Origin of the sequence: Ensifer sp. SSB1 (assembly GCF_016652895.1) — a bacterium.
Classification (GTDB): Bacteria; Pseudomonadota; Alphaproteobacteria; order Rhizobiales; family Rhizobiaceae; genus Ensifer.
The window spans coordinates 1-19971 of the sequence record NZ_JAEPRP010000138.1 but is presented as its reverse complement, the minus strand read 5'-3'; the positions used below and the strand labels follow the sequence as shown (position 1 = coordinate 19971).

The following is a 19971-nucleotide window of genomic DNA, read 5'->3' as shown; positions in this document are numbered from 1 at the left end:
ACGGGGCGTGTCGACGAGGCGGTCGCGCTAGCCCATGTGCGGCTGAAATCGCATGGTGACTTCTTGCGGCTTGCCGAAGCCGTCGCTGCTGTCGGCCACTTCGAAACGGCGATCGACCTCGGTGCATGGGGCCTGTCGCGAGAGGGGCTCGGCGAAGGTGAAGAAAATTGGCGTCACAGGACGGGCAGGGCATTGCTGGCACGTTGGCTGCGCCAGGCGGCGCATGAGGCGGGCAACCGGGATATGATGCTCAGGGCAGCGCGCGTAGCCTTCGAAGAGAGCCTTGCACGTGACGATTTCCGCATGGCCGAGAAACTTGCCACTCCGTTGGACTGGCCGAAATTGCGCGAGATGCTGCTCGCGGCGCTGATGGCGGCACCTTACGCCCATGAGCGGATCGAAATCCTGCTCGACGAGGACTTGGTCGCCGAGGCCGTTGCTGGCATTAACCTGGATGAAACCCGTTTCTTCAGTTCGCGTGACCAGACGCTGGCTCGGCTTGCTGAAAGGGCATTGGTGGGTCACCCCGATTGGGCGATTGTCCTTGCATGCCGCATGGCCGATCCGATCATGTCTGAAGGAAGATCAAGTCGCTACGAGAGGGCCGCGCAGTGGCTCGGCATTGCCGCGCGCGCCCATAAGGTTTGCGGACGGTCCGACGAGTGGCTTGCGCACCTTGATGGGCTCGTCGAGCAGCACCGGCGCAAGCACAAACTGCGACCGCTACTGGAAGCGCTGCGGCGTACGGCCAGGTGAAGAGTGCATCCCCCCTTTGGCAATCTGCTTCAGTAAGTGAATATCGCGGTGCAGGCTTTCGTCCAGCGACCGCGAAAAGCAAATCTGGCAGGGCGATTTGAAGTCTAGGGGCCAAACTACGCCCTCTTGGGTGCCACGAAGCTTCTCGAAGAAGTCCGGTGCATACGCGAATTGACGATGCTTGCCACGCCCTTCGAGTGGTCAGAGACCAAGGCTTGCCCCGACTATCCCCACGCCGCTGCCGTTGTTAGTGTCGCAAAAAATCCACTACGTTTCAGGTTTTCGCTGCTCCGGGCTTAATCTTAGGCGATCGAAAACGTCCGGGCAGAACTCAAACTGCCTCGCAGTTCCTCGTCCCATCGAGTTCTTCACAATCGTTTCGGTCAATATGCCTCGCTCAATGAGAGGATCAATCGACTCGGCCACCGCATTGCGTGTCAGCCCGGTAATTTGGCATATATTTGAAAGCGTTAGCTTCTCGTGGTTTTGATGCATCATATAGAGCACCGTCATCATCCCGACCTGCTTCAAACGCGATTGCGGCGTTTCTCCCTCAACCGGTTTGTCGAAAACTTCTTGCAAAGCGTAGGCCGAAAACAGCTGGCTCTGCCAATGAGCATTGAGTGCGCTTGTCATTTTTTAAACTGTCATATATATGATTGTAAAACGCGTCGCGAAATTGCGCCGCTTGTTAGGATTGCCCTCTATCGGGTCAGTGAAGGGTGGTGGTCATGAATATGTCTCTTACACGGGCATTGGTCGCTGCAGCCAGTCTAGCGCCATTCTGTCTTGTTTTCGACAGTAAAGCGCGAGCGGCTGAATGGGGTTGCCAAGTTATCCTGTGCCTATCCAATCCGAACGGTCCGACGCAATATGCGGAGTGCCGGCCCCCAATCCACAAGCTCTGGCGCGCGCTTGCAAAAGGGCGCTCGTTTCCCACCTGCAGCGGCATTGGGTTCCAGGCCTCGCGTCCCCGATTTGACCCCTATTACTGCAATGACGGTTATCGCCTGGCAACGCGGTATGGAGATCGCGGGCTCGAAGCGAACTGTGTCTCGACCACGCCCCAGCCTGTCTCGAACGCTGAATGCTATTCCAACGATGGTCGGGTCACCTCGTCGGCAGCGTGGCGGCAGAGAGACGGCCGGACGCGGTGCCAACGCTATGTGACGACGCGACCGAACGTCCGACCGCAACCCCATTACATCGACGTGACCATTGACGGTGTTGGCAAGCAACGAGTGTGGTACTGACATGCCTGTTGCCTTCCTCGAACTGGCGCAAACGTGCGCGCCCATGGTTGCAGCCGAGACACTCGCCGCCATTGTCACCCTTGAAAGCCGGCTCGAACCCTTCGCCATCCGGGTCAACAGCGGCGCACCGCTCTCGGAGCAGCCCACTACCAAGGTGGAGGCGATCGAAATCGCCACGTCATTGGTAGCCGGTCGGCAGGACATCCAGCTCGGTCTCGGCGGCATCGGCATGGAAGAACTCCGGACGCTGAAGCTCTCGATTTCAGACGCCTTCGACCCATGCCTCAACGTTCGCGCCACGGCGACGCTGCTGGACGGATATTTCCGGCTGGCGGTGAGAGCCGGGGCGGACCCGACCCGGGCCGAACAGGTGATGCTGCAGTCCTACTACGGACGAGGCGATCCCTCCATCGGCACAATGGTCAAGTACGACGAGCAGGTCCGACGCGAAAGAAGCCGGCTCGCCAGAACCATCACGACTCTCATGATCGGAGATGGCGGGCAGGAGAGGGGGCGGAATGAAGCGCCTCTTGTCCAGGCGATCGTCGATGCCCGCAAGGACGAGGCCCAAGCTGATCAAACGGTGTCGGTGCCGCCTTGGGATGTTTTCAGTGCGAGACGGAGGTCCTCCGTCCTCGTGTTTCAGAACAGCCAAATGGAGCAAAGTGAATGACCATCAGTTCCCGTATCCGACCGAACGCCGCATCCGCTGTCATGGCAGCGGTCATTGTGGCAACCATGGTCGAGCCCGCCTTCGCACAGGCCGCCGGCATCGAGACGGTGCTGCAAAACATCGTCGACATGCTGACCGGCAACATCGCCAAATTGCTCGCCGTCATCGCGGTGATTGTGATCTGCATTGCCTGGATGTTCGGCTACATGGATCTGAGGCGCGCAGGGTTCTGGATCATCGGCATCGGCGGCATCTTCGGCGCTACCGAACTCGTGAACACCATCGTCGGAAGCTGACCCCATGGCGAGTTCGCGGCCAATCCTTGAGGAAGACACGCTGTTCATCGCCTGCACTCGGCCGGCGATGATCGCTGGCGTGACGATGGAAGCCATGGGCATGAATATTATGCTGACGACCACTCTCCACATCGTCACAGGCTCGGTCGCCTATGCGCTCGTCGGCGTCGTCTTCCATCTGCTGTTCAGCGCACTCGTCAAACACGACCACAACATGTTCCGCATCTTGCTGGCCTGGGTGGAGACACGCGGCCGGTCCCGCAACAGCGGCTATTGGGGCGGAGCGACGCTTGCACCGCTAAAGCTCGCCCGCAAATACGACGAAAGGGACCTCGGACTTGCCTAACCTCGCCACACTCAGATCTCGTGAACTCGGTCCTGAGACCTTCATCCCCTACGTCCGCCACGTCGACGAGTCGACAATCGCGCTCGATTCCCGGGCACTGATGGTGATGATCGCGCTAGAGGGGGTATCCTTCGAGACGGCGGACGCCCTCGACCTGAATGCTCTCCATCGCGACCTCAACACGCTCTATCGGAACATCGCAGACGAGCGGCTCGCCTTGTGGACCCATCTTATTCGCCGCCGGGATGGCGACTATCCCGTGGGCACTTTCGCGACCGCCTTCTCTACCGCGCTGAACGACAAATACCGCGAGCGCATGGTGGGCGAGGATCTGTTCCGCAACGATCTCTATCTTACGATCCATTGGTCTCCGGCACGCGACCCGGCCGACAAGGCAGCCGCGCTCTTGTCGCGCCTGCGGCGGTCCCATCGGGCGGGTGTCGAACTGGATGAGGAGGCACTCAAGCAGCTTCGAGACAAGGTCTGCGACGTCACGGCGGCGTTGAAACGCTTCGATCCCCGCGTCCTATCGCTCTACGAGCATGAGGGCCTGATCTTCTCGGAGCCGAGCGAGGTGCTGCACCAGCTCGTCGGCGGCCGGCGAGAGCCGGTTCCACTGACGGAGGGGCGCATCGCCTCGGTCGTCTACTCCGACCGGGTCATCTTCGGTCGCGAGACGATCGAGATTCGCCACGAGGCCGAAAGTCGCTTTGCCGGCATGCTGAGTTTCAAGGAATATCCGGCCCGCACCCGGACCGGCATGCTGGACAGCGTGCTCACCAGTCCTTTCGAAGTTGTTCTGGCGCAATCCTTCTCCTTCGTGTCGAAGGCGGACGCCCGCGTCATCATGGGCCGCAAGCAGAACCAGATGGTCAGCAGCGGCGACAAGGCGTTCTCGCAGATCGAGGAGCTCGACGAAGCGATGGACGCTCTGGAGTCCAATCGGTTCGTACTTGGCGAACACCACCTGACGCTTGCCGTCTTTGCTCGGTCGGTGAAGGAACTGACCGACAATCTCGCCAAGGCACGCGCCAGTCTGACCAGTGGTGGCGCAGTTCTTGCGCGTGAGGATCTCGGCCTTCAGGCTGCCTGGTGGGCGCAGTTGCCAGGCAACTTTCGCTATCGCGCCCGGTCTGGCGCGATCACGTCCCGCAACTTCGCGGCGCTCGCGCCATTTCACTCCTACCCGATCGGTCAGAAGGACAGCAATGAATGGGGACCCGCCGTCGCCCTTCTCAAGACGGCGTCGCGGTCACCGTACTACTTCAATTTTCATTATGGCGACCTCGGCAACACCTTCGTCTGCGGACCGTCCGGTACCGGCAAAACCGTGCTTTTGAACTTCATGCTGTCGCAGCTGGAGAAGCATGACCCTCATGTGGTGTTCTTCGACAAGGACAGGGGAGCCGATCTCTACGTGCGCGCCGCCGGCGGCACCTATCTGTCGCTCAAGAATGGTGTCCCGACCGGCTGCGCTCCCCTGAAGGCACTTGAACTGACGCCGGAGAACAAGGTGTTCCTCACGCGCTGGGTCGGCAGGCTTGTCGGCTCGGCGATACGGGAAATTACTGTGACCGAACTCCGCGACATCGCCTCCGCAATTGATGGCCTTGCCGACTTGCCGGTCGAGCGTCGCACAATTGGCGCGCTGAGGACCTTCTTGAACAACACTGATCCGGAAGGGATCGCGGCTCGGTTGCGTCGTTGGGAAAGAGGAGGTCCGCTTGGTTGGGTCTTCGATAACATCGTTGATCACATTGGCATCGACGATTTCGGCGCCAGCGGCAAGTTCGTCGGCTATGACATGACCGACTTCCTCGATAACGAAGAAATCCGCACGCCCCTGATGGCCTATCTCTTCCATCGAGTCGAGCAACTGATCGATGGCAGGCGCATCATCATCGTCATCGATGAGTTCTGGAAAGCACTTCAGGACGAAGGGTTTCGCGACCTTGCCCAGAACAAGCTCAAGACGATCCGTAAGCAGAACGGCCTCATGCTTTTTGCTACCCAAAGTCCTCGCGATGCGATCGTATCACCGATCGCACACACGATCATCGAGCAATGCCCGACGCAGATCTTCCTCCCGAATGCTCGCGGCAACCACGCCGACTATGTCGACGGCTTCAAACTCACCGAGCGAGAATTCGAACTCATCGCACGCGAGCTCTCCGTTGAGAGCCGCCGATTCATATTGAAGCAAGGGCATAACAGCGTCGTCGCCGAACTGAACCTCGCCGGTTTCGACGATGAGCTCGCCATCCTCTCCGGCCGTACCGCGAATGTCGAACTCGCCGATGCCATCCGCGCGGAAGTTGGCGACCGGCTTGCGGATTGGCTTCCGATTTTTCAGCAAAGAAGGAGTATGAGCTAATGACATTCAATCGAATTCACGGCGCGGCGATAGCCGCCGCGCTCATCCTTTCCGCCGGCACGGCAGCCGGACAAGGAATCCCGGTGATCGACCGAACCGCGATCGCCAAGCACCTTGAGAGCATTGCGCAACTGAAAGCCCAGCTCGATGCGCTCAACCAGCAGATCGAGCAGGCGCAGAACCTCTACGGCTCGCTCAACAAGATCACCGACATGGCGGACGTTGCCGCCGTCTTGAACGATCCTGCCGTCCGAAAGGCACTGCCTCAGGATTTTGACGCCATCGAGGTGCTATTCAAGGGCAATGGCACGGGCGTGTTCGGTGATACGGCCTCAAAATTCCTTGACGGGAATTCGGCCTATCGGACCAACGCAGATGACTTTTACGCGCAGGAACTTTCGCGCATCCAGAACAAGAATGCCGGGCAGATGAGCCTAGCGCAGCATATCTACGACGCAGCGGCTAAGCGCGTTGGGGGCATTGACCAACTGCGAGAGAAGATTTCGACGGCGGGTGACGCCAAGGACATTGCCGACCTTCAGGCGCGACTTCAGGCTGAAACGGCCTTCCTCCAGACTGATATACTGCGCATGGAGGCCCTGCGGATGGTGCAGCAGGCCCAGGCCCAGCTTGACGAGCAGCGCAAGGCGGAAGATTGGCGCCGACGCTTGGACGCAATGGGGGCGGCACTGCAATGAAGAGGTATGTCGTTCTTTTCGCTGCCCTATTGGTCAGCTGCTCCGAGCAAGCCGAGCGAACCTACACCGTCGATGAACTCCTTGCAGATGAGTCTCTGCTATCCGAAATCATCGCGACGTGCCGCAACAACCCTGGTGAATTAGGCAATACGCCGAATTGCCAAAACGCAGCGGCCGCAGACTTCAAGGCCCGTCTTAAACGGATGTGAAGGGCACTTGGAGGTTGAGGCATGTATCAGGTGTTCGCCTTCGTCGACGAGCAGTTCAAGTCACCGCTGGAGACCTTTATTTCCGACGGGACCGCAAACGTCTCCGAGTGGATCTCGGGCCCTCTGACTGCAGCGATTACGCTCTATGTTGTGCTCTATGGTTACCTCGTGCTCCGCGGTTCGGTCCAAGAGCCTATCCTTGACTTCGCCTATCGAGCGATCAAGCTCGCCATCATCGTCGTGCTGGTGAAAAACGGGAGCGAGTACCAAACCTATGTCGCAAACATCTTCTTCGACGTGTTGCCACGGGAGATATCGCAGGCGCTGAACACGGGAGCAGCCCCAAGTGCGTCGACCTTCGACAACTTGCTCGACAAGGGCCACGCGTCTGCTAAGGAGATCTGGGCCCGCGGCTCCTGGCCGGTCGATATCGTGACCGGCATTGGGGGCATAATGGCCATTGGCGCAAGCTTCATTGTTGCGGCGATCGGCTATATCGTCTCGCTTTATGCCCGGCTGGCACTCGCCATCGTGCTCGCGATTGGGCCGATCTTCGTAGCACTCGCCATGTTCCAGGCGACGCGGCGCTTCACCGAGGCCTGGCTGGGACAGCTTGCAAGCTTCGTGATCCTCCAGGTCCTAGTCGTCGCCGTCGGTTCACTGCTGATCACCTGCATAGACGCGACCTTCACGGCAATTCAAGGATATAGCGACGTACTGATGCGTCCAACGGCGCTCTGCGCGATCTGCCTCGCCGCCCTCTATGTCTTCTACCAGCTTCCCAACATCGCGTCGGCGCTTGCCGCCGGCGGCGCGTCGTTGACCTACGGCTACGGCGCGGCCCGCGACGCGCATGAGAGCACGCTCGCCTGGGCGGCTTCGCATAGTTTCGGTGCCGCCGGCCGCGGTATTCGCGCGGTCGGGCGGACGTTCAGGTCGAAGAGTGCCGGATCATGATGATATTTGCAGATAGGCGACTTTCCAATGAATAGAACTCTTCCGCTCTTGTGCATGGCCGTGATCTTAAGCGCATGCGCATCCATGAACTATTCGCTTCCGAAATGCGACGGCTATTCGCGCCGGCCGCTCAATCGCACGATATGGCAATGGGAGGACAATAAGGGTATCAAGCAGGAACACGCCGCCGATGCGCAGCATGTAATCTCGTCACGTTTGGTGGCTGCCTATGCCAACGAAGGGAAGGAGCCGCCGGCCTTTGCCCAATACGGCTCCAGCGCTTCCTATCGTCCTTGCGAAGGATGACGCCATGCTTTCGCAGGATGAACTCAGGTCATACTTCGACAAGGCGCGACGTTTTGACCAGGAACGCATGATCCAGGTCGAGCGCTCGGCGCGCATCGCCTGGTCCATCGCCATCGTGGCCGGCGTCCTTTCTGGCGCATCAATCTTCGCCGTCGCCGGCCTCACGCCGTTGAAAACGGTCGAGCCATTTGTGGTGCGGGTCGACAATTCGACTGGCATCGTCGACGTCATCTCGGCGCTGACATCGACGGCCGGCACCTATGACGAGGCCGTGACCAAGTACTTCGCCGCGAAATACGTCCGCGCGCGGGAGGGTTACGTCTGGAGCGAGGCGGAGGAGAATTTCCGCACCGCAGCCTTGCTGTCGACCCCGCCGGAGCAAGCACGGTTCTCGGCGCTCTATCGCGGTAGCAATCCGGAGTCGCCGCAGAACACCTATGGTCGCGGCGCCACTTCGCGCATCAACATCGCCTCGATCTCACTGATCAATCCGCATGTCGTATCCGTCCGCTACATGCGCACCATCACCCGCGGGGAGGAGGTCCGGACGACGCATTGGGTCGCAACGGTCACTTTCTCTTATGTGAACGCGCCGATGTCATCGACCGACCGGCTTATAAACCCGCTCGGTTTCGCCGTCAGCGAATACCGGGCCGATCCGGAGGCGATCAACTGATGAGGACCGTAATCATCTTCGCACTTCTTCTCGCTGGTTCGGCTTCTTCGGCGCATGCCCTAGAAATCCCTCGCGGGGCGTCGCAGGACAGCCGTGTTCGCTTTGTCGACTACCAGCCCTATAACATCACTCGCATCATCGGTTCATTGCGTTCTTCGGTGCAGGTGGAGTTCGCGGCCGACGAGGAAATAGCGCATGTCGCGCTTGGCAATAGTGTGGCCTGGGAGGTCGCGCCGGCGGGCAACATCCTGTTTCTCAAGCCGCGGGAAAATCAGCCGGTCACCAATATCTCTGTCGTAACCACGCGGCGTGACGGATCGAACCGAAGTTACCAGATGGAACTGACAGTGCGGGATGGGAAGGTGGAAGTGGGCGAGAATACCTACTTCTACGTCAAGTATCGCTATCCGGCAGATGAAGTCGAACGGCGGCGCCAGGCGGCCGCGGCACGAGCGCGAGCCGCGCAGGCCAAGGAGACTGACAGCGTGTTAGCGATGCATGAGGCCTATGGCCCGCGAAACTGGCGCTACTCGGCGCAAGGCTCCCAGGCACTGGAACCGCAATCGGTCTATGACAACGGCAAGATCACGACCTTCGCCTTTATCGGCAATCAGGAAATGCCCGCCATCTACGTCGAAAACTCGGATGGAAGCGAGAGCCTGGTGCCCAAATCCATCGACGGCAACCTCGTCCTAATCCACGCGATTAGCAGGAAGTTCATCCTGCGGAGGGGACGGGACGTACTCTGCGTCTTCAACGAGGCCTATGACCGCGTCGGTATCAACCCGGACACCAACACGACCTCGCCGTCGGTCGAGCGGGTCGTTCGGACTGAAGCCGGTGCGGTGCAATAGGAGACTGTCATGGTTCAGGAAGATGAAAGCCGGATACCGGGGGAGCGCGCCGAAACGGTTCCCGGCAGGAGGATCGACAACAATCCCGGCTTGAAGCGCGGCGCGGTGGCGATTGCCGTTGTTGCCTTTGTCGTGTTCGCCCTGTGGTCGATAAGTGGCGAGAAGACGCCGGCGGACACAACGAGACCGGAGCGGGTTGTCATCCGGCAGACGACGAACTTCGAGCCGGCCAAGGAAAAGGTGCAGCCGGTCCAGCAAGTACCGGAAGTGAAGCTGCCGACCCCAGTCGCGCCCGAGGAGGGGAAGGAGGAAGATCCGCTGCTCGACTCGGCGCGTCGGGCACCCGTCATGGCCTTCAGCGGCGGGCAGAAGAACACGACGTCGCATCGCGACACTGCGGATCCGCCCATGTCCGGGGACAGCAATTTCGTGCCGCTCGATGGAAGCATGATGGGCCAGAACTCGGCCAACGCCGACGAGCAGCGGTTCAACGAGCTGCTACGGCCGACCGGGCTTGAGGGCTCGCGCGCCGGCACCCTCGGCAATCGGAACTTCATTGTTACGATGGGGACCTCAATACCGTGCATTCTGGAAACTGCACTAGCATCTGATCAGCCCGGCTTCACGAGCTGCGTGATCGCCCGTGATGTCCTCTCGGACAACGGCCGCGTCGTGCTTATGGAAAAAGGCACTCAAGTTCTCGGCGAGTATCGTGGCGGCCTTCAGCGTGGGCAGAAGCGCCTTTTCGTGCTCTGGAACCGCGCGAAAACCCCGAACGGCGTCATCGTCACCTTGGCCTCGCCGGCGACCGATGCGCTCGGCCGGGCGGGCGTGGACGGCTATGTCGACACGCATTGGTGGGAGCGGTTTGGAAGTGCGCTTCTCCTTTCCATCGTCGGCGACGCCGCGCGCTATGCCAGCAGCCGGTTGCAAGACAGTGACCTCGACGCTGAGAACACGACAAGCGCCGGCCAGCAGGCGGCCGCAATCGCTGTCGAGCAATCAATCAACATTCCTCCGACGCTCAACAAACACCAGGGCGAACTCGTCTCGATCTTCGTGGCGCGTGATCTCGATTTCTCCGGTGTCTATAGGCTGCGCGTGACCGAACCGCGGAACAAGGTCCTCGACCGGGCGGCGCTGAGGGATTTCAGCCCGCAGTCGACTCTCGTGACGAAGTAGGGCAGGGGGTGATGATCGAAGGCCCTGACGCAGCGGTCGTTCGTGAGCTGCTGTCTCCGTTCGCGCCGTTCCTGAATGACAAGTCGCTCTACGAAGTGATCGTCAATCGGCCCGGGCAGGTGCTGACAGAAGGCGCCAGTGGTTGGCGGACCCATGATCTGCCGGCGCTATCCTTCGAAAAGTTGCTGCGCCTTGCCCGGGCCGTGGCGAGTTTCTCCCATCAATCCATCGATGAAACGCGACCGATCCTGTCGGCAACCCTGCCGGGGGACGAACGAATCCAGATCGTCATTCCGCCCGCGACCACCAGGAACACCGTCAGCATCACCATCCGAAAGCCATCCTCGGTAACGTTCACGCTCGACGACCTGGAGGAGAGAGACTTTTTCTCCGAGACGCGAGCGGCCAGCGACGGCACCGCGACGCAGGACCAGGATTTACTGGCGCTATACCGTGCCGGCCGCTTCAAGGAGTTTCTGCGCGAAGCCGTCATCGCTCGAAAGAACATCATCATCTCCGGTGCAACCGGATCAGCCAAGACGACACTGTCGAAAGCATTGATCAAGCATATTCCAAATCATGAGCGGATCATTTCGATCGAGGACACTCCCGAACTGGCTATTCCGCAGCCCAACCACGTACGCCTTTTCTATTCGAAGGGTGCTCAAGGACTCTCGGGTGCAGGCCCAAAGGACCTACTAGAATCCTGTCTCCGGATGCGGCCGGACCGAATTCTGCTGCAGGAACTGCGCGATGGCACGGCATTCTACTACATCCGCAACGTCAATTCCGGTCATCCGGGATCGATCACCACCGTTCATGCCGATTCGGCCAAGCTCGCCTTGCAACAGTTGACGCTTCTTGTGAAGGAATCCGAAGGCGGACGTAATCTGGATCGTAAAGACATCGACAGCTTGCTGAGGGTATCGATCGACGTCATCGTCCAATGCAACCGAAAGGATGGTCGGTTTCGCGCAACCGAAATCTACATCACGCCTAACGGATGACCCGATGCCACGGGAGCTTGGGGGTGGCGCGACGTCAATCTGTGCAATGCGCAGTAACGCCTCGAAGGTCTCCACAATGGTGTCGAGTTCGAATGAAAGGCGGGCGTTGAATCGCCATGGGCCAGACATCATTCGCACGGTGAGATCGATCGGATATTCGCTGGAAGCGAACCCTTCTGCACCTGAAAAGTAGTTGCCTCTCCGGTGCCGCTGTCTTGTTGTGAAGGCGTACCTCGCCCCCAGATAGTCTGACAACATTTCCACCGGTTCACGACGATTGAGATGCCGAATGGAGCGAGGCGTATTCCCGAAAACAAGAAGGGTGGATCAATCAGATCATTAAAAACCCCTTTGATGGTTGCATAAAGCGACAAAGTGCTATCAAGCCCACAGCAAAGGGGTCCATCAAGTGGATTTGACGATCGAGACGTTCTGGCAGGGAGATTGGCGGCCGAGTGCGCGCATCACTGCTCGAAGAAGAAAGGGGCCATCTCGGTCCTTCTGTCGTCGAGTGCGACCTTGACTACTTCATTGCATTCGCCGCGGCAGACCGCAACGCCTACGGAGAGGTCCATGACGGCCGCGCGCTTCCCGTCCGATATCCGGTCGATTTGGAGAACCGGTACCTCCCGACCTGGCCGCCGTTTCTACTGGACTTAATGCCCCAGGGCCACGCGCGCCGGAAACTGGCGGAGCACATGCGGCTGGGTGTTGACGATCGCGCATCGGACGTTCCGTTGCTGATGCGTGCGGCCGGCCATCCGATCGGAAACATCCGCGTCCGCGAAGCCGTTGTCGCCGAGCGGGAGCGCTTGGCTGCGGTACAGCGAGCAGGAGCACGGAAGACGATATCCTCGGCAGGACCGAACGGTTTATCGAAGTCGTGGATCGGTTCGGAATGATCGCGTCGGGTTCGAGCGGACTTCAAGGGGAATGGCCCAAGGTTGCGCTGACGATGGCTAACGATGGCCTCTACTACGCTGACGCGTTCGTTCAAGACGAGGAGGCAGTCCGTCATGTCATCGTGAAGCTCCTCAGGAGCCGTGAAGAGCGTGACCGGTTGATCCTCGAAGCAGAGGCCGGATACTCTGTCATCGCCCGTGAACTCGGCCTCAAAGTTCATGAGCCGTCGACATACACAGAGGGCGTTCTCATGATCCCCCGGTTCGACCGCAAGATCACGGATGGAGCGACGGTTCGATACGGTCAAGAGAGCATGGTATCTGCAATCGGCGTCGCGGCGTACGGACGCCTGGCGAACCATGAGGACTATATCGATGTCCTCCGGAAATATTCGTCCGATCTATACGGTGACTTCGCCGAATACGTGAAGCGCGACATTGCCAATCAGGCATTCGGAAATCCGGATAATCACGGTCGGAACACCGCGATCTCGAAAGGGCCGCTGGGCGGCGTGTCGATCGCCCCGCTATACGACTTCGCTCCGATGCGGCTCGCTGTGGAGGGGATCTCGAGATCGACACGTTGGGCAGCCATGCGGGACACGCACCGCGACACGGCGCCAGACTGGGCCGAGGTGTGCCGAGCCGTATTTCCCGAAAGCCTTGAGATCGCTGAGAGACTGCTGGATGAGATTTCCGATTTTTGCGAGCGATTGATCGGCGTGGTCAATCGTATCTACGAATTCGGGATTCCGCAGGAAGTCGTCGACCGGGCGATGCAAACGCGGCCGCCATTGCCAAGAGCGTTATCGGCGCGCGCGGGTGAACGACCACGCCGAGGGTATGGGGAGCCGGACATGCCAAGGTGGAAGAAACCGACGAAGGAGGAGATCAGTGTGCTCCGCGCCCGCCTGCGTGAAAAGGCTGCGTCCGGGGAGCTTCGCTTCCCGGACGGGGTGGTTGAGATCCGTAAATCGCTCGGACTGACACAAGAGCAATTCGCAACGCTCACTGGGGTTACCAAGCGGCAGGTCGCGGAGATCGAAACGGGGAAAGCCAATCCAACCGTCGAAACACTCCAGAGGATCGGTAGTCTGTTCGGCTTTTCCGTGGGCTTTGTTCCGCGGGGCGCGTCCGAAAGCGGTGGCCTGAAAGGGCCGGCGCCAAGGATGTAGCCGCGGGGGCTACATGAGCCCGCGTTTCTCACTCGAAATTCACCAGCTGACCTTGATCGGTAAGAGCCGCCACTGGCGCTGCGTTCTTGGCCCCACAAAGGGTAGGGCGATGATCGAGGGGGCCTAACGGCGCGACCGTGCGTTGGAGACCTCGACCTATCCGTTGGGTGTTGCGCGCATTGCCAAACCGCGCGCCGCGCCCGATAAACATTCAATGCTGGCCAGTGATTTAAGGAATGTGCTTGAGGAGCTTTACAAGGCTGGTGCCTATCGGGTGCCGGCAGACGAAATCTATTGGCCGTAGGAACTGCATGCGGCGGTCTTTCGCGCCCTCAACATGCAATATATTTCCCGCAGAGAAGTAGATGGCGGCGATGTCGAATCCTCGCTGACGCAAGCCGGCTACGAGGCGATCGATGCCGAGGTGCCCTGGTCCCACATCCTGCGCCGGCGACTGCGAGATTTCTTCCCTTTCGTCAAATCTCGCTAAGCGAGCTCACCAAGGCCAAGACCTTGGCGATCTCGCGATCGCGGACCTCTTTATCCTGGTGATGGCAAGGTATCCGTCAGGCGAACTCCTCACTTTGTCACTGAAGCCCGGAACCTTGATCGGGATCAAGGAACAAGCCTCTGCCGGCGCTAGGCTCTCTCCGGAACCTGGAAGAGGAGGATCCCATGTTTCGCAACATTCTTATACCCACCGATGGTTCACCCCTGGCAACAATCGCGGTCGACGCGGTTTGCTAAGGATAGCGGCGCAAGAGTCACTATTTTTGCCGTTACCGAGCCCTTCCATCTGTTTTCGGTCGAACCCGACCAACTGTCGGGACGCGCGAGGAATACGAAGCACTCGCCCGCAAGCATGCAACGGAAATGCTTATGGCTTTGGCGCACAAGGCAGAGGCGGCAGGCGTCGCGTGCCAGACCGCGCAGGTCAGCAGCAACGAAGTCTATCGGGCAATTATCGACCAAGCGACACTAAAAGATGCTGATCTCATCATCATGGCATCGCATGGTCGTAGTGGCGTCGGAAGCCTGATGCTGGGCAGCGTAGCCGCCAAGGTGCTGGCTCATTCGACGATACCGGTGTTGATCTATCGCTCGAAGAAATGACGCGACGTCGCTCTACGTGTCGTTATGCGTGCGCCGTTAGTGCGTTGAAAGCATTCAACGGACTGAGGAAGGGACACACTTTTGCAACATGGCTGCGGCCCGGCGATCTCCCGATCCCGAGCCGTGGCTTATGGCGCGCCTTAGGCGCGTTGAAGATCATTAGCCGCGGCGCGTGTCCGGGAAGCTCGCCGGGTCGATGCCGAGGGTGCGCAGGTCGCTTGCCTTCGGGCGGCGGTGACCTTCAACAGCGGCGGCGGCAGCGCTGGCAGCGCCGAGTACTGCGAACGCACGGCCGATGAAACCCTTGTGATAAGTTGTAGTTGACATCTTCTTGCTCGCTTTCGTTTTCTCTCTTATGAGCAAAAGATGGGATCTGGGCAGTCTTTTTGCAATGCACAATTGGACACGCCTGCCATGCAAAGCAAGCAGGCCCGCTCGATGTCAAACCGACCGGGCCTGCGGATTGGCCTTGGGAGGAGGCGCTATTGCGACAACTCCGAAAAGGGTTCTTCCGGAGTTGCGTTGTCTTGATGGCTTAGTCTTCGTTGGCCGCCAGCTGCGACAGCACCTCGCCGCGACCGCGGGCCCTGAGGATCAGCGGTATGATCAACGCTGCAGCGGCAATAGCCAGGAGCACAGCGGCAATCGGGGAGGTGAACAGCACGCTGAAGTCCCCCTGGCTGATGGCGAGTGCCCGGCGGAGCTGCTGCTCGGCCAGCGGGCCGAGGATCAGGCCGACAACGACGGGGGCAATCGGGTAGCCGAAGATGCGCATGGCGAAGCCGAGCAGGCCGAAAGCGAGCAGCATACCGAGTTCGTAAACCGACGGGTTGGCGCCGATGGTGCCGAGTGTCGCGAACAATAGGATGCCGGCATAGAGCCACGGCTTCGGGATCGTCAGCAGCTTCACCCAGAGACCGATCAGCGGCAGGTTCAGGACCAGCAGCATGAAGTTGGCAATGAGCAAGCTGGCGATCAGACCCCAGACCAGTTGGGGATTGGTGGCAAACAGCAGGGGGCCTGGCTGCAGGCCGTATTGCTGGAAGCCGGCCAGCATGATGGCTGCCGTTGCTGTTGTCGGCAGGCCGAGGGTCAAGAGCGGAACGAGCGTGCCGGCGGCAGACGCGTTATTGGCGGCCTCTGGACCCGCAACACCCTCGATTGCACCATTGCCGAACTCTTCGGGATGCTTCGTCAGGCGCTTTTCTGCTGCATAGGACAGGAAGGTGCCGATCTCGGCGCCGCCAGCCGGCATGGCGCCGATCGGAAAGCCGATGAAAGTGCCGCGCAGCCAGGGTTTCCAGGAGCGTGCCCAGTCCGTTGCATTCATCCAGACCGAGCCACGCACGGCCTCGACCTTATCAGGACCCTTGTCGCCCTGGGCGGCAATGAAGAGCGTTTCGCCGATGGCGAACATGGCAACGGCAAGGGTCGTGACTTCGATGCCGTCAAGCAGTTCCGGAACGCCGAAGGAAAGACGTGCCTGGCCGGTCAACTGGTCGATGCCGATGACGGAAAGGGCCAGGCCGACAAACAACGACGTTAGGCCGCGAAGCGTGGAATCGCCGAAAGCCGATGAGACGGTGACGAAGGCCAGCACCATCAGCGCGAAGTATTCGCGCGGACCAAAGACCAGAGCCAGTTTGACGATGTAGGGCGCGATGAAGGCGAGGCCGAGCGTGGCGATGAGGCCGGCGACGAAGGAGCCGATTGCGGCTGTCGCCAGCGCCGGCCCGCCGCGTCCGGCACGTGCCATCTTGTTGCCCTCGAGCGCAGTCACGATCGACGCGCTTTCACCGGGCGTGTTCAGGAGGATCGAGGTGGTCGAGCCGCCATACATGCCGCCATAATAGATGCCGGCGAACATGATGAGCGAGCCGCCGGGATCGAGACGATAGGTGACGGGCAAGAGCAGAGCCACGGTCAAGGCCGGGCCGATGCCGGGCAGAACGCCGACGGCGGTTCCGAGCGTGACGCCGATCAGTGCGTAGAGCAGGTTCATCGGCTGCGCAGCAACCAGCAATCCCTGCATCAGGAAATCAAAAGTAGCCATGGTCGTCGGCCCTCTTAGAAGAACAGGCGTTCAAGCGGCCCCGCGGGCAGCGACAGTTGCAGGAGCTTGGCGAAGATCACCCAAACGACATAGCAGATCGCGATGCCGACCGGGATTGAGAACCAGAGCTTGCGCTTGCCAAAGCCACGTGCGGTCAACGCGAACAGAATGCCGGTGGCGATCGAGAAGCCCGCGACGTTCAGCAGGAGCATCTGGGCAGCAAGGCCGCCGACGATCCAGATGACCGGAGCAACTTCCTGGTGTTCGCGTTCCGGAAAATCACCGCGAAACGCTTCGACCGCGGTCCAGATCGCGAGGCCGAGAAGACAGAATGCGATCGCATAGGGAACCGTCGTCGGTCCGACCTGGGAATAGCCGGCAGCGCCGGCCAAACGCGATACATCCCAGAAAATGAGCCCCGCGATTGCGGCGAGAGCGACCGCGATGAAGAGCGCCGCCCGATCCGGGCGACGCGTTGCGGTTGAAGGGTGATGCCCCTTGGTCATTTCACCAGTCCAATGTCCTTGAGAACACCTTCGGTGGCTGCAACGTCCTTGTCGAGCTGGGCGTTGAACGCGTCACCGGCGAGGTAGGTGTCCTGCCAACCTTTGGTCTTCAGGACTTCCTGCCAACCGGCGGACTTCGCGAGCTTTTCGATGTCAGCCGATACGGCAGCCTTCTGCTCGTCGGACAGGCCGGGAGCGGCAGCGACCATGCGCCAGTTCTCGACGACGACGTCGAGGCCGGATTCCTTCAGCGTCGGGGCTTCAACGCCCGAAAGGCGCTCGGCGCTCGATACGGCGAGCAGGCGAAGGGTGCCGGCCTTAACTTGCGATTCAAACTCGCCATAGCCTGAAATACCGGCCGTGACCTGGCTGCCGAGAATGGCTGCAAGAGCCTCGCCGCCGCCCGAGTAAGCGATGTAGTTGATCTTGGTCGGGTCGACGCCCGCAGCCTTGGCAATCAGGCCAACGGCGATGTGGTCGGTACCACCAGCCGAGCCGCCAGCCCAGGACACCGCACCCGGGTCCTTCTTCAGGGCTGCGACAAGGTCAGCCATCGACTTGATCTCCGAAGCAGCTGGAACGACGATCGCTTCGTACTCGCCGGTGAGGCGTGCAATCGGCGTGACGTCCTTGAGCGTGACCGGGGACTTGTTGGTCAGGATCGCGCCGACCATGACGTAGCCACCGACGATCAGGGCGTTCGGGTTGCCCTTCTGCTGGCTTGCAAACTGGGCAAGACCGATGGTGCCGCCGGCGCCCGGCACGTTCTGAACCTGAACGTTGCCGGAAATGCCTTCCTGCTGCATGACCGTCTGGAGCGAGCGAGCCGTCTGGTCCCAGCCGCCGCCCGGGTTTGCCGGTGCGATGATGGTGTAGTCAGCGGCAACAGCCGGCAGCGACATGGCGCCGGCAAGAATCGTTGCGAGGAAAAAGTGTTTCAAGGTCAGTCCTCCGTGAGGCGCGTTTTCACCGCGCACGTCGTTGCTGTGTGCGAGCGGGGAGACGGCGACGGGTTCTTTCGACCCTTGTCGCTTGACCAAGTTGGTGGCTTCCTCCCAGTCCGCAACCGGCGACCCGCCTCCACGGGTGCCAGTGACCCTAAGGCACCATAGAAAGCTGACATTTAGCTGACATCAAGCCCCGAATGCGCTTTTCGCGGGCTGGCGTTTACGAAATCTTAGGCTCTTGGCCGTGCCAACAAGCGGATAGCGTATCTCTGTCCGCCTGGATGATCGGCTTCGAAGTGATTGTGGCAGTGGACGAAGCGACGAATCGAAAGCCCGTGCTTCAGGATCCATTCCACGTATGCTGGCAGCGATATCGGGAGGACAGCAAGCTGTGGTAGTGTCGCGCCCGACCACCCCGAAGACCTGTTCGAAAGGATGGAGCAATGACCGGGACAGCCAACGCCGAAATCGCCAAGGCGAAATCGAAGAAACCCGCAGAGAGGGACGCCGCGCGAACGAGCGCGTCCATCAAAGAGACAGATGGGGGAAAGGATAAGGGACGGGCAGCCGCGGATCAGCCCAAGCTGCTCTCAGGCGGCAATCCTCAGATCGCCAAGGGTTACGGCGACGCGCCTGCGCAGGCCTACATCGCTGCCATGCCGGGCTGGAAGAGTGCCGTTGGACGCCATCTCGACGCGCTCATAATGAGCGCGGTTCCCAAAGCGCAGAAGGCCGTGAAGTGGAATTCGCCGCTCTACGGCATGGAGGACGGCGAATGGTTCCTTGGCGTGCACTGCTTTGCGAAATACATCAAGGTCGCATTCTTCAATGGCGCCTCTTTGAAACCGTTGCCGCCTGTCGAATCCAAGACGGCGAAGGCGCGCTATTTTCATATCCACGAAAAGGATGAAATCGACGAGGCCCAATTCAGGGATTGGGTGCAGCAAGCAAGCCAACTGCCAGGCGAACGCATGTGAACGGAAAACGCATGAACGGAAAATGCATGTGAACGGAAAAAGTCATTGGTATTGCGGCGAGCCGTGCACAAAAATCAGCCCTTAGGAACAAGGGATGGTATGGCGCGTAGCGTGTGGTACCGCACTGGAGATGATCGGATGAAAAAGGCGACGGAAACGATGACGAAAAATGATGCGGTTGCGGGAGAAGCCACCGCCTCCGAGCGGATCGACGCCAGAATAGCGGAACTGGGCGACTGGCGGGGAGAGATGCTTGCACGGGTGAGGCGGCTCATCAAGGAAGCCGATCCCGAGGTTGTCGAGGAATGGAAGTGGAGGGGTGTCCCTGTTTGGGAGCATGCTGGGATCATCTGCACTGGCGAGACCTACAAGACCGTGGTGAAGATGACCTTCGCCAAGGGCGCGTCACTCGAAGATCCCGCCGGTCTCTTCAACTCGAGCCTCGATGGCAACACCCGGCGGGCGATCGATATAAGCGAGGGTGGGGAGATCGACGAAGACGCCTTCAAGGTGCTCATTCAAGCGGCAATTCAGCTGAACCTTTCGGCGCAAGCTGCACGTGGCGGTCGGTCCCGCACGAGCTGAAGTTCCTATTTAGGGCGCCGCCGAATTGCCGCGCGCCCTGATTTCAGTGGAGCCTCAGGACCTCGTTCCATTTGGCGATCAGCCGCGAACGCTTCACCTGATCGAGATAGACCATCAGGCCGGGGC

General features: G+C 60.1%; 23 protein-coding genes and 1 pseudogene. 19 read left to right on the top strand and 5 right to left on the bottom strand.

The window, feature by feature from the left end; genetic code table 11:
* A partial coding sequence (locus tag I8N66_RS27335; protein ID WP_291160529.1) for a hypothetical protein occupies positions 1 to 756 on the top strand: 756 nt, incomplete at its 5' end.
* 267 nt (positions 757 to 1023) lie between these two features.
* Here I8N66_RS27335 and I8N66_RS27330 read toward each other — a convergent pair.
* Positions 1024 to 1392, bottom strand: a complete 369-nt coding sequence (locus tag I8N66_RS27330) for a MarR family transcriptional regulator (RefSeq protein ID WP_223729045.1) — start codon at positions 1390 to 1392, stop codon at positions 1024 to 1026.
* 95 nt (positions 1393 to 1487) lie between these two features.
* On the opposite strand from I8N66_RS27330, the gene I8N66_RS27325 reads away from it, so the two are divergent.
* The 16 genes and pseudogenes from I8N66_RS27325 to I8N66_RS27245 form a co-directional block, all read left to right on the top strand.
* Positions 1488 to 2009 (top strand): hypothetical protein, encoded by a 522-nt coding sequence (locus I8N66_RS27325; protein WP_223729044.1) that lies wholly within the window; start codon positions 1488 to 1490, stop codon positions 2007 to 2009.
* Position 2010: 1 nt separating this feature from the next.
* Positions 2011 to 2682 carry a lytic transglycosylase domain-containing protein gene (locus tag I8N66_RS27320; RefSeq protein WP_291160566.1) on the top strand — a complete coding sequence of 224 codons (672 nt, stop codon included), beginning with the start codon at positions 2011 to 2013 and terminating at the stop codon, positions 2680 to 2682.
* Positions 2679 to 2978: a TrbC/VirB2 family protein gene (locus tag I8N66_RS27315; RefSeq protein ID WP_223729042.1), complete on the top strand. Its 300-nt coding sequence runs from the start codon at positions 2679 to 2681 to the stop codon at positions 2976 to 2978. Before I8N66_RS27320 ends, I8N66_RS27315 begins: the two co-directional genes overlap by 4 nt.
* Positions 2979 to 2982: 4 nt before the next feature.
* A complete protein-coding gene (locus tag I8N66_RS27310) occupies positions 2983 to 3324 on the top strand; it encodes a type IV secretion system protein VirB3 (RefSeq protein WP_291160524.1) in 342 nt (113 codons plus the stop codon).
* The gene (locus I8N66_RS27305; protein WP_291160521.1) at positions 3317 to 5698 is read left to right on the top strand and encodes a VirB4 family type IV secretion system protein; all 2382 of its coding nucleotides are present in this window, start codon (positions 3317 to 3319) and stop codon (positions 5696 to 5698) included. The genes I8N66_RS27310 and I8N66_RS27305 overlap by 8 nt, the downstream gene beginning before the upstream one ends.
* Positions 5698 to 6396: a P-type DNA transfer protein VirB5 gene (gene virB5, locus I8N66_RS27300; protein WP_291160535.1), complete on the top strand. Its 699-nt coding sequence runs from the start codon at positions 5698 to 5700 to the stop codon at positions 6394 to 6396. Before I8N66_RS27305 ends, virB5 begins: the two co-directional genes overlap by 1 nt.
* Positions 6393 to 6605 (top strand): EexN family lipoprotein, encoded by a 213-nt coding sequence (locus I8N66_RS27295; protein WP_223729039.1) that lies wholly within the window; start codon positions 6393 to 6395, stop codon positions 6603 to 6605. The genes virB5 and I8N66_RS27295 overlap by 4 nt, the downstream gene beginning before the upstream one ends.
* Before the next feature lie 21 nt (positions 6606 to 6626).
* Entirely contained in the window at positions 6627 to 7562 is a 936-nt protein-coding gene (locus I8N66_RS27290; RefSeq protein WP_291160516.1) for a type IV secretion system protein, read from the top strand.
* Between the two features lie 84 nt (positions 7563 to 7646).
* Positions 7647 to 7868, top strand: a complete 222-nt coding sequence (locus tag I8N66_RS27285) for a hypothetical protein (RefSeq protein ID WP_291160513.1) — start codon at positions 7647 to 7649, stop codon at positions 7866 to 7868.
* A gap of 4 nt (positions 7869 to 7872) precedes the next feature.
* Complete coding sequence (locus I8N66_RS27280; RefSeq protein WP_291160510.1) at positions 7873 to 8544, top strand: virB8 family protein; 672 nt, start codon at positions 7873 to 7875, stop codon at positions 8542 to 8544.
* Positions 8544 to 9398 carry a P-type conjugative transfer protein VirB9 gene (virB9, locus tag I8N66_RS27275; protein WP_291160507.1) on the top strand — a complete coding sequence of 285 codons (855 nt, stop codon included), beginning with the start codon at positions 8544 to 8546 and terminating at the stop codon, positions 9396 to 9398. The genes I8N66_RS27280 and virB9 overlap by 1 nt, the downstream gene beginning before the upstream one ends.
* Positions 9399 to 9407: 9 nt before the next feature.
* On the top strand, positions 9408 to 10580 hold the full coding sequence (gene virB10 / locus I8N66_RS27270) for a type IV secretion system protein VirB10 (protein ID WP_291160504.1): 1173 nt from the start codon (positions 9408 to 9410) through the stop codon (positions 10578 to 10580).
* Between the two features lie 11 nt (positions 10581 to 10591).
* The gene (gene virB11, locus I8N66_RS27265) at positions 10592 to 11587 is read left to right on the top strand and encodes a P-type DNA transfer ATPase VirB11 (RefSeq protein ID WP_223729033.1); all 996 of its coding nucleotides are present in this window, start codon (positions 10592 to 10594) and stop codon (positions 11585 to 11587) included.
* 455 nt (positions 11588 to 12042) lie between these two features.
* Positions 12043 to 12489: a hypothetical protein gene (locus I8N66_RS27260; protein WP_291160500.1), complete on the top strand. Its 447-nt coding sequence runs from the start codon at positions 12043 to 12045 to the stop codon at positions 12487 to 12489.
* Positions 12486 to 13664, top strand: coding sequence for a HipA domain-containing protein (locus tag I8N66_RS37615; RefSeq protein WP_365887935.1), 1179 nt, complete (start codon positions 12486 to 12488; stop codon positions 13662 to 13664). Before I8N66_RS27260 ends, I8N66_RS37615 begins: the two co-directional genes overlap by 4 nt.
* 834 nt (positions 13665 to 14498) lie before the next feature.
* A pseudogene (locus I8N66_RS27245) lies at positions 14499 to 14777 on the top strand (universal stress protein); the annotation flags it as partial.
* Positions 14778 to 14936: 159 nt separating this feature from the next.
* Here I8N66_RS27245 and I8N66_RS27240 read toward each other — a convergent pair.
* The 4 genes from I8N66_RS27240 to I8N66_RS27225 all read right to left on the bottom strand — a co-directional run bounded on the left by I8N66_RS27240 (position 14937) and on the right by I8N66_RS27225 (position 18277).
* The gene (locus I8N66_RS27240; protein ID WP_291160497.1) at positions 14937 to 15104 is read right to left on the bottom strand and encodes a hypothetical protein; all 168 of its coding nucleotides are present in this window, start codon (positions 15102 to 15104) and stop codon (positions 14937 to 14939) included.
* A gap of 208 nt (positions 15105 to 15312) precedes the next feature.
* Positions 15313 to 16830 carry a tripartite tricarboxylate transporter permease gene (locus tag I8N66_RS27235; RefSeq protein ID WP_291160494.1) on the bottom strand — a complete coding sequence of 506 codons (1518 nt, stop codon included), beginning with the start codon at positions 16828 to 16830 and terminating at the stop codon, positions 15313 to 15315.
* Between the two features lie 14 nt (positions 16831 to 16844).
* A complete protein-coding gene (locus tag I8N66_RS27230; RefSeq protein ID WP_113539631.1) occupies positions 16845 to 17336 on the bottom strand; it encodes a tripartite tricarboxylate transporter TctB family protein in 492 nt (163 codons plus the stop codon).
* Positions 17333 to 18277 (bottom strand): tripartite tricarboxylate transporter substrate binding protein, encoded by a 945-nt coding sequence (locus I8N66_RS27225; protein ID WP_291160491.1) that lies wholly within the window; start codon positions 18275 to 18277, stop codon positions 17333 to 17335. Before I8N66_RS27225 ends, I8N66_RS27230 begins: the two co-directional genes overlap by 4 nt.
* Before the next feature lie 449 nt (positions 18278 to 18726).
* On the opposite strand from I8N66_RS27225, the gene I8N66_RS27220 reads away from it, so the two are divergent.
* Both I8N66_RS27220 and I8N66_RS27215 read left to right on the top strand, forming a co-directional pair.
* Positions 18727 to 19260: a DUF1801 domain-containing protein gene (locus tag I8N66_RS27220; protein ID WP_291160488.1), complete on the top strand. Its 534-nt coding sequence runs from the start codon at positions 18727 to 18729 to the stop codon at positions 19258 to 19260.
* Positions 19261 to 19398: 138 nt separating this feature from the next.
* The gene (locus I8N66_RS27215) at positions 19399 to 19845 is read left to right on the top strand and encodes a DUF1801 domain-containing protein (protein ID WP_291160486.1); all 447 of its coding nucleotides are present in this window, start codon (positions 19399 to 19401) and stop codon (positions 19843 to 19845) included.
* Positions 19846 to 19971: the final 126 nt, after the last annotated feature.

Coding starts and splice junctions, on each gene's coding strand:
- I8N66_RS27220 (WP_291160488.1), top strand. CDS start 18,727: ATGACCGGGACAGCCAACGCCGAAATCGCCAAGGCGAAATCGAAGAAA.
- I8N66_RS27215 (WP_291160486.1), top strand. CDS start 19,399: ATGAAAAAGGCGACGGAAACGATGACGAAAAATGATGCGGTTGCGGGA.
- I8N66_RS27240 (WP_291160497.1), bottom strand. CDS start 15,104: ATGTCAACTACAACTTATCACAAGGGTTTCATCGGCCGTGCGTTCGCA.
- I8N66_RS27280 (WP_291160510.1), top strand. CDS start 7,873: ATGCTTTCGCAGGATGAACTCAGGTCATACTTCGACAAGGCGCGACGT.
- I8N66_RS37615 (WP_365887935.1), top strand. CDS start 12,486: ATGATCGCGTCGGGTTCGAGCGGACTTCAAGGGGAATGGCCCAAGGTT.
- I8N66_RS27235 (WP_291160494.1), bottom strand. CDS start 16,830: ATGGCTACTTTTGATTTCCTGATGCAGGGATTGCTGGTTGCTGCGCAG.
- virB11 (WP_223729033.1), top strand. CDS start 10,592: ATGATCGAAGGCCCTGACGCAGCGGTCGTTCGTGAGCTGCTGTCTCCG.
- virB9 (WP_291160507.1), top strand. CDS start 8,544: ATGAGGACCGTAATCATCTTCGCACTTCTTCTCGCTGGTTCGGCTTCT.
- I8N66_RS27290 (WP_291160516.1), top strand. CDS start 6,627: ATGTATCAGGTGTTCGCCTTCGTCGACGAGCAGTTCAAGTCACCGCTG.
- I8N66_RS27230 (WP_113539631.1), bottom strand. CDS start 17,336: ATGACCAAGGGGCATCACCCTTCAACCGCAACGCGTCGCCCGGATCGG.
- I8N66_RS27295 (WP_223729039.1), top strand. CDS start 6,393: ATGAAGAGGTATGTCGTTCTTTTCGCTGCCCTATTGGTCAGCTGCTCC.
- I8N66_RS27330 (WP_223729045.1), bottom strand. CDS start 1,392: ATGACAAGCGCACTCAATGCTCATTGGCAGAGCCAGCTGTTTTCGGCC.
- I8N66_RS27325 (WP_223729044.1), top strand. CDS start 1,488: ATGAATATGTCTCTTACACGGGCATTGGTCGCTGCAGCCAGTCTAGCG.
- I8N66_RS27320 (WP_291160566.1), top strand. CDS start 2,011: ATGCCTGTTGCCTTCCTCGAACTGGCGCAAACGTGCGCGCCCATGGTT.
- I8N66_RS27310 (WP_291160524.1), top strand. CDS start 2,983: ATGGCGAGTTCGCGGCCAATCCTTGAGGAAGACACGCTGTTCATCGCC.
- virB10 (WP_291160504.1), top strand. CDS start 9,408: ATGGTTCAGGAAGATGAAAGCCGGATACCGGGGGAGCGCGCCGAAACG.
- virB5 (WP_291160535.1), top strand. CDS start 5,698: ATGACATTCAATCGAATTCACGGCGCGGCGATAGCCGCCGCGCTCATC.
- I8N66_RS27315 (WP_223729042.1), top strand. CDS start 2,679: ATGACCATCAGTTCCCGTATCCGACCGAACGCCGCATCCGCTGTCATG.
- I8N66_RS27285 (WP_291160513.1), top strand. CDS start 7,647: ATGAACTATTCGCTTCCGAAATGCGACGGCTATTCGCGCCGGCCGCTC.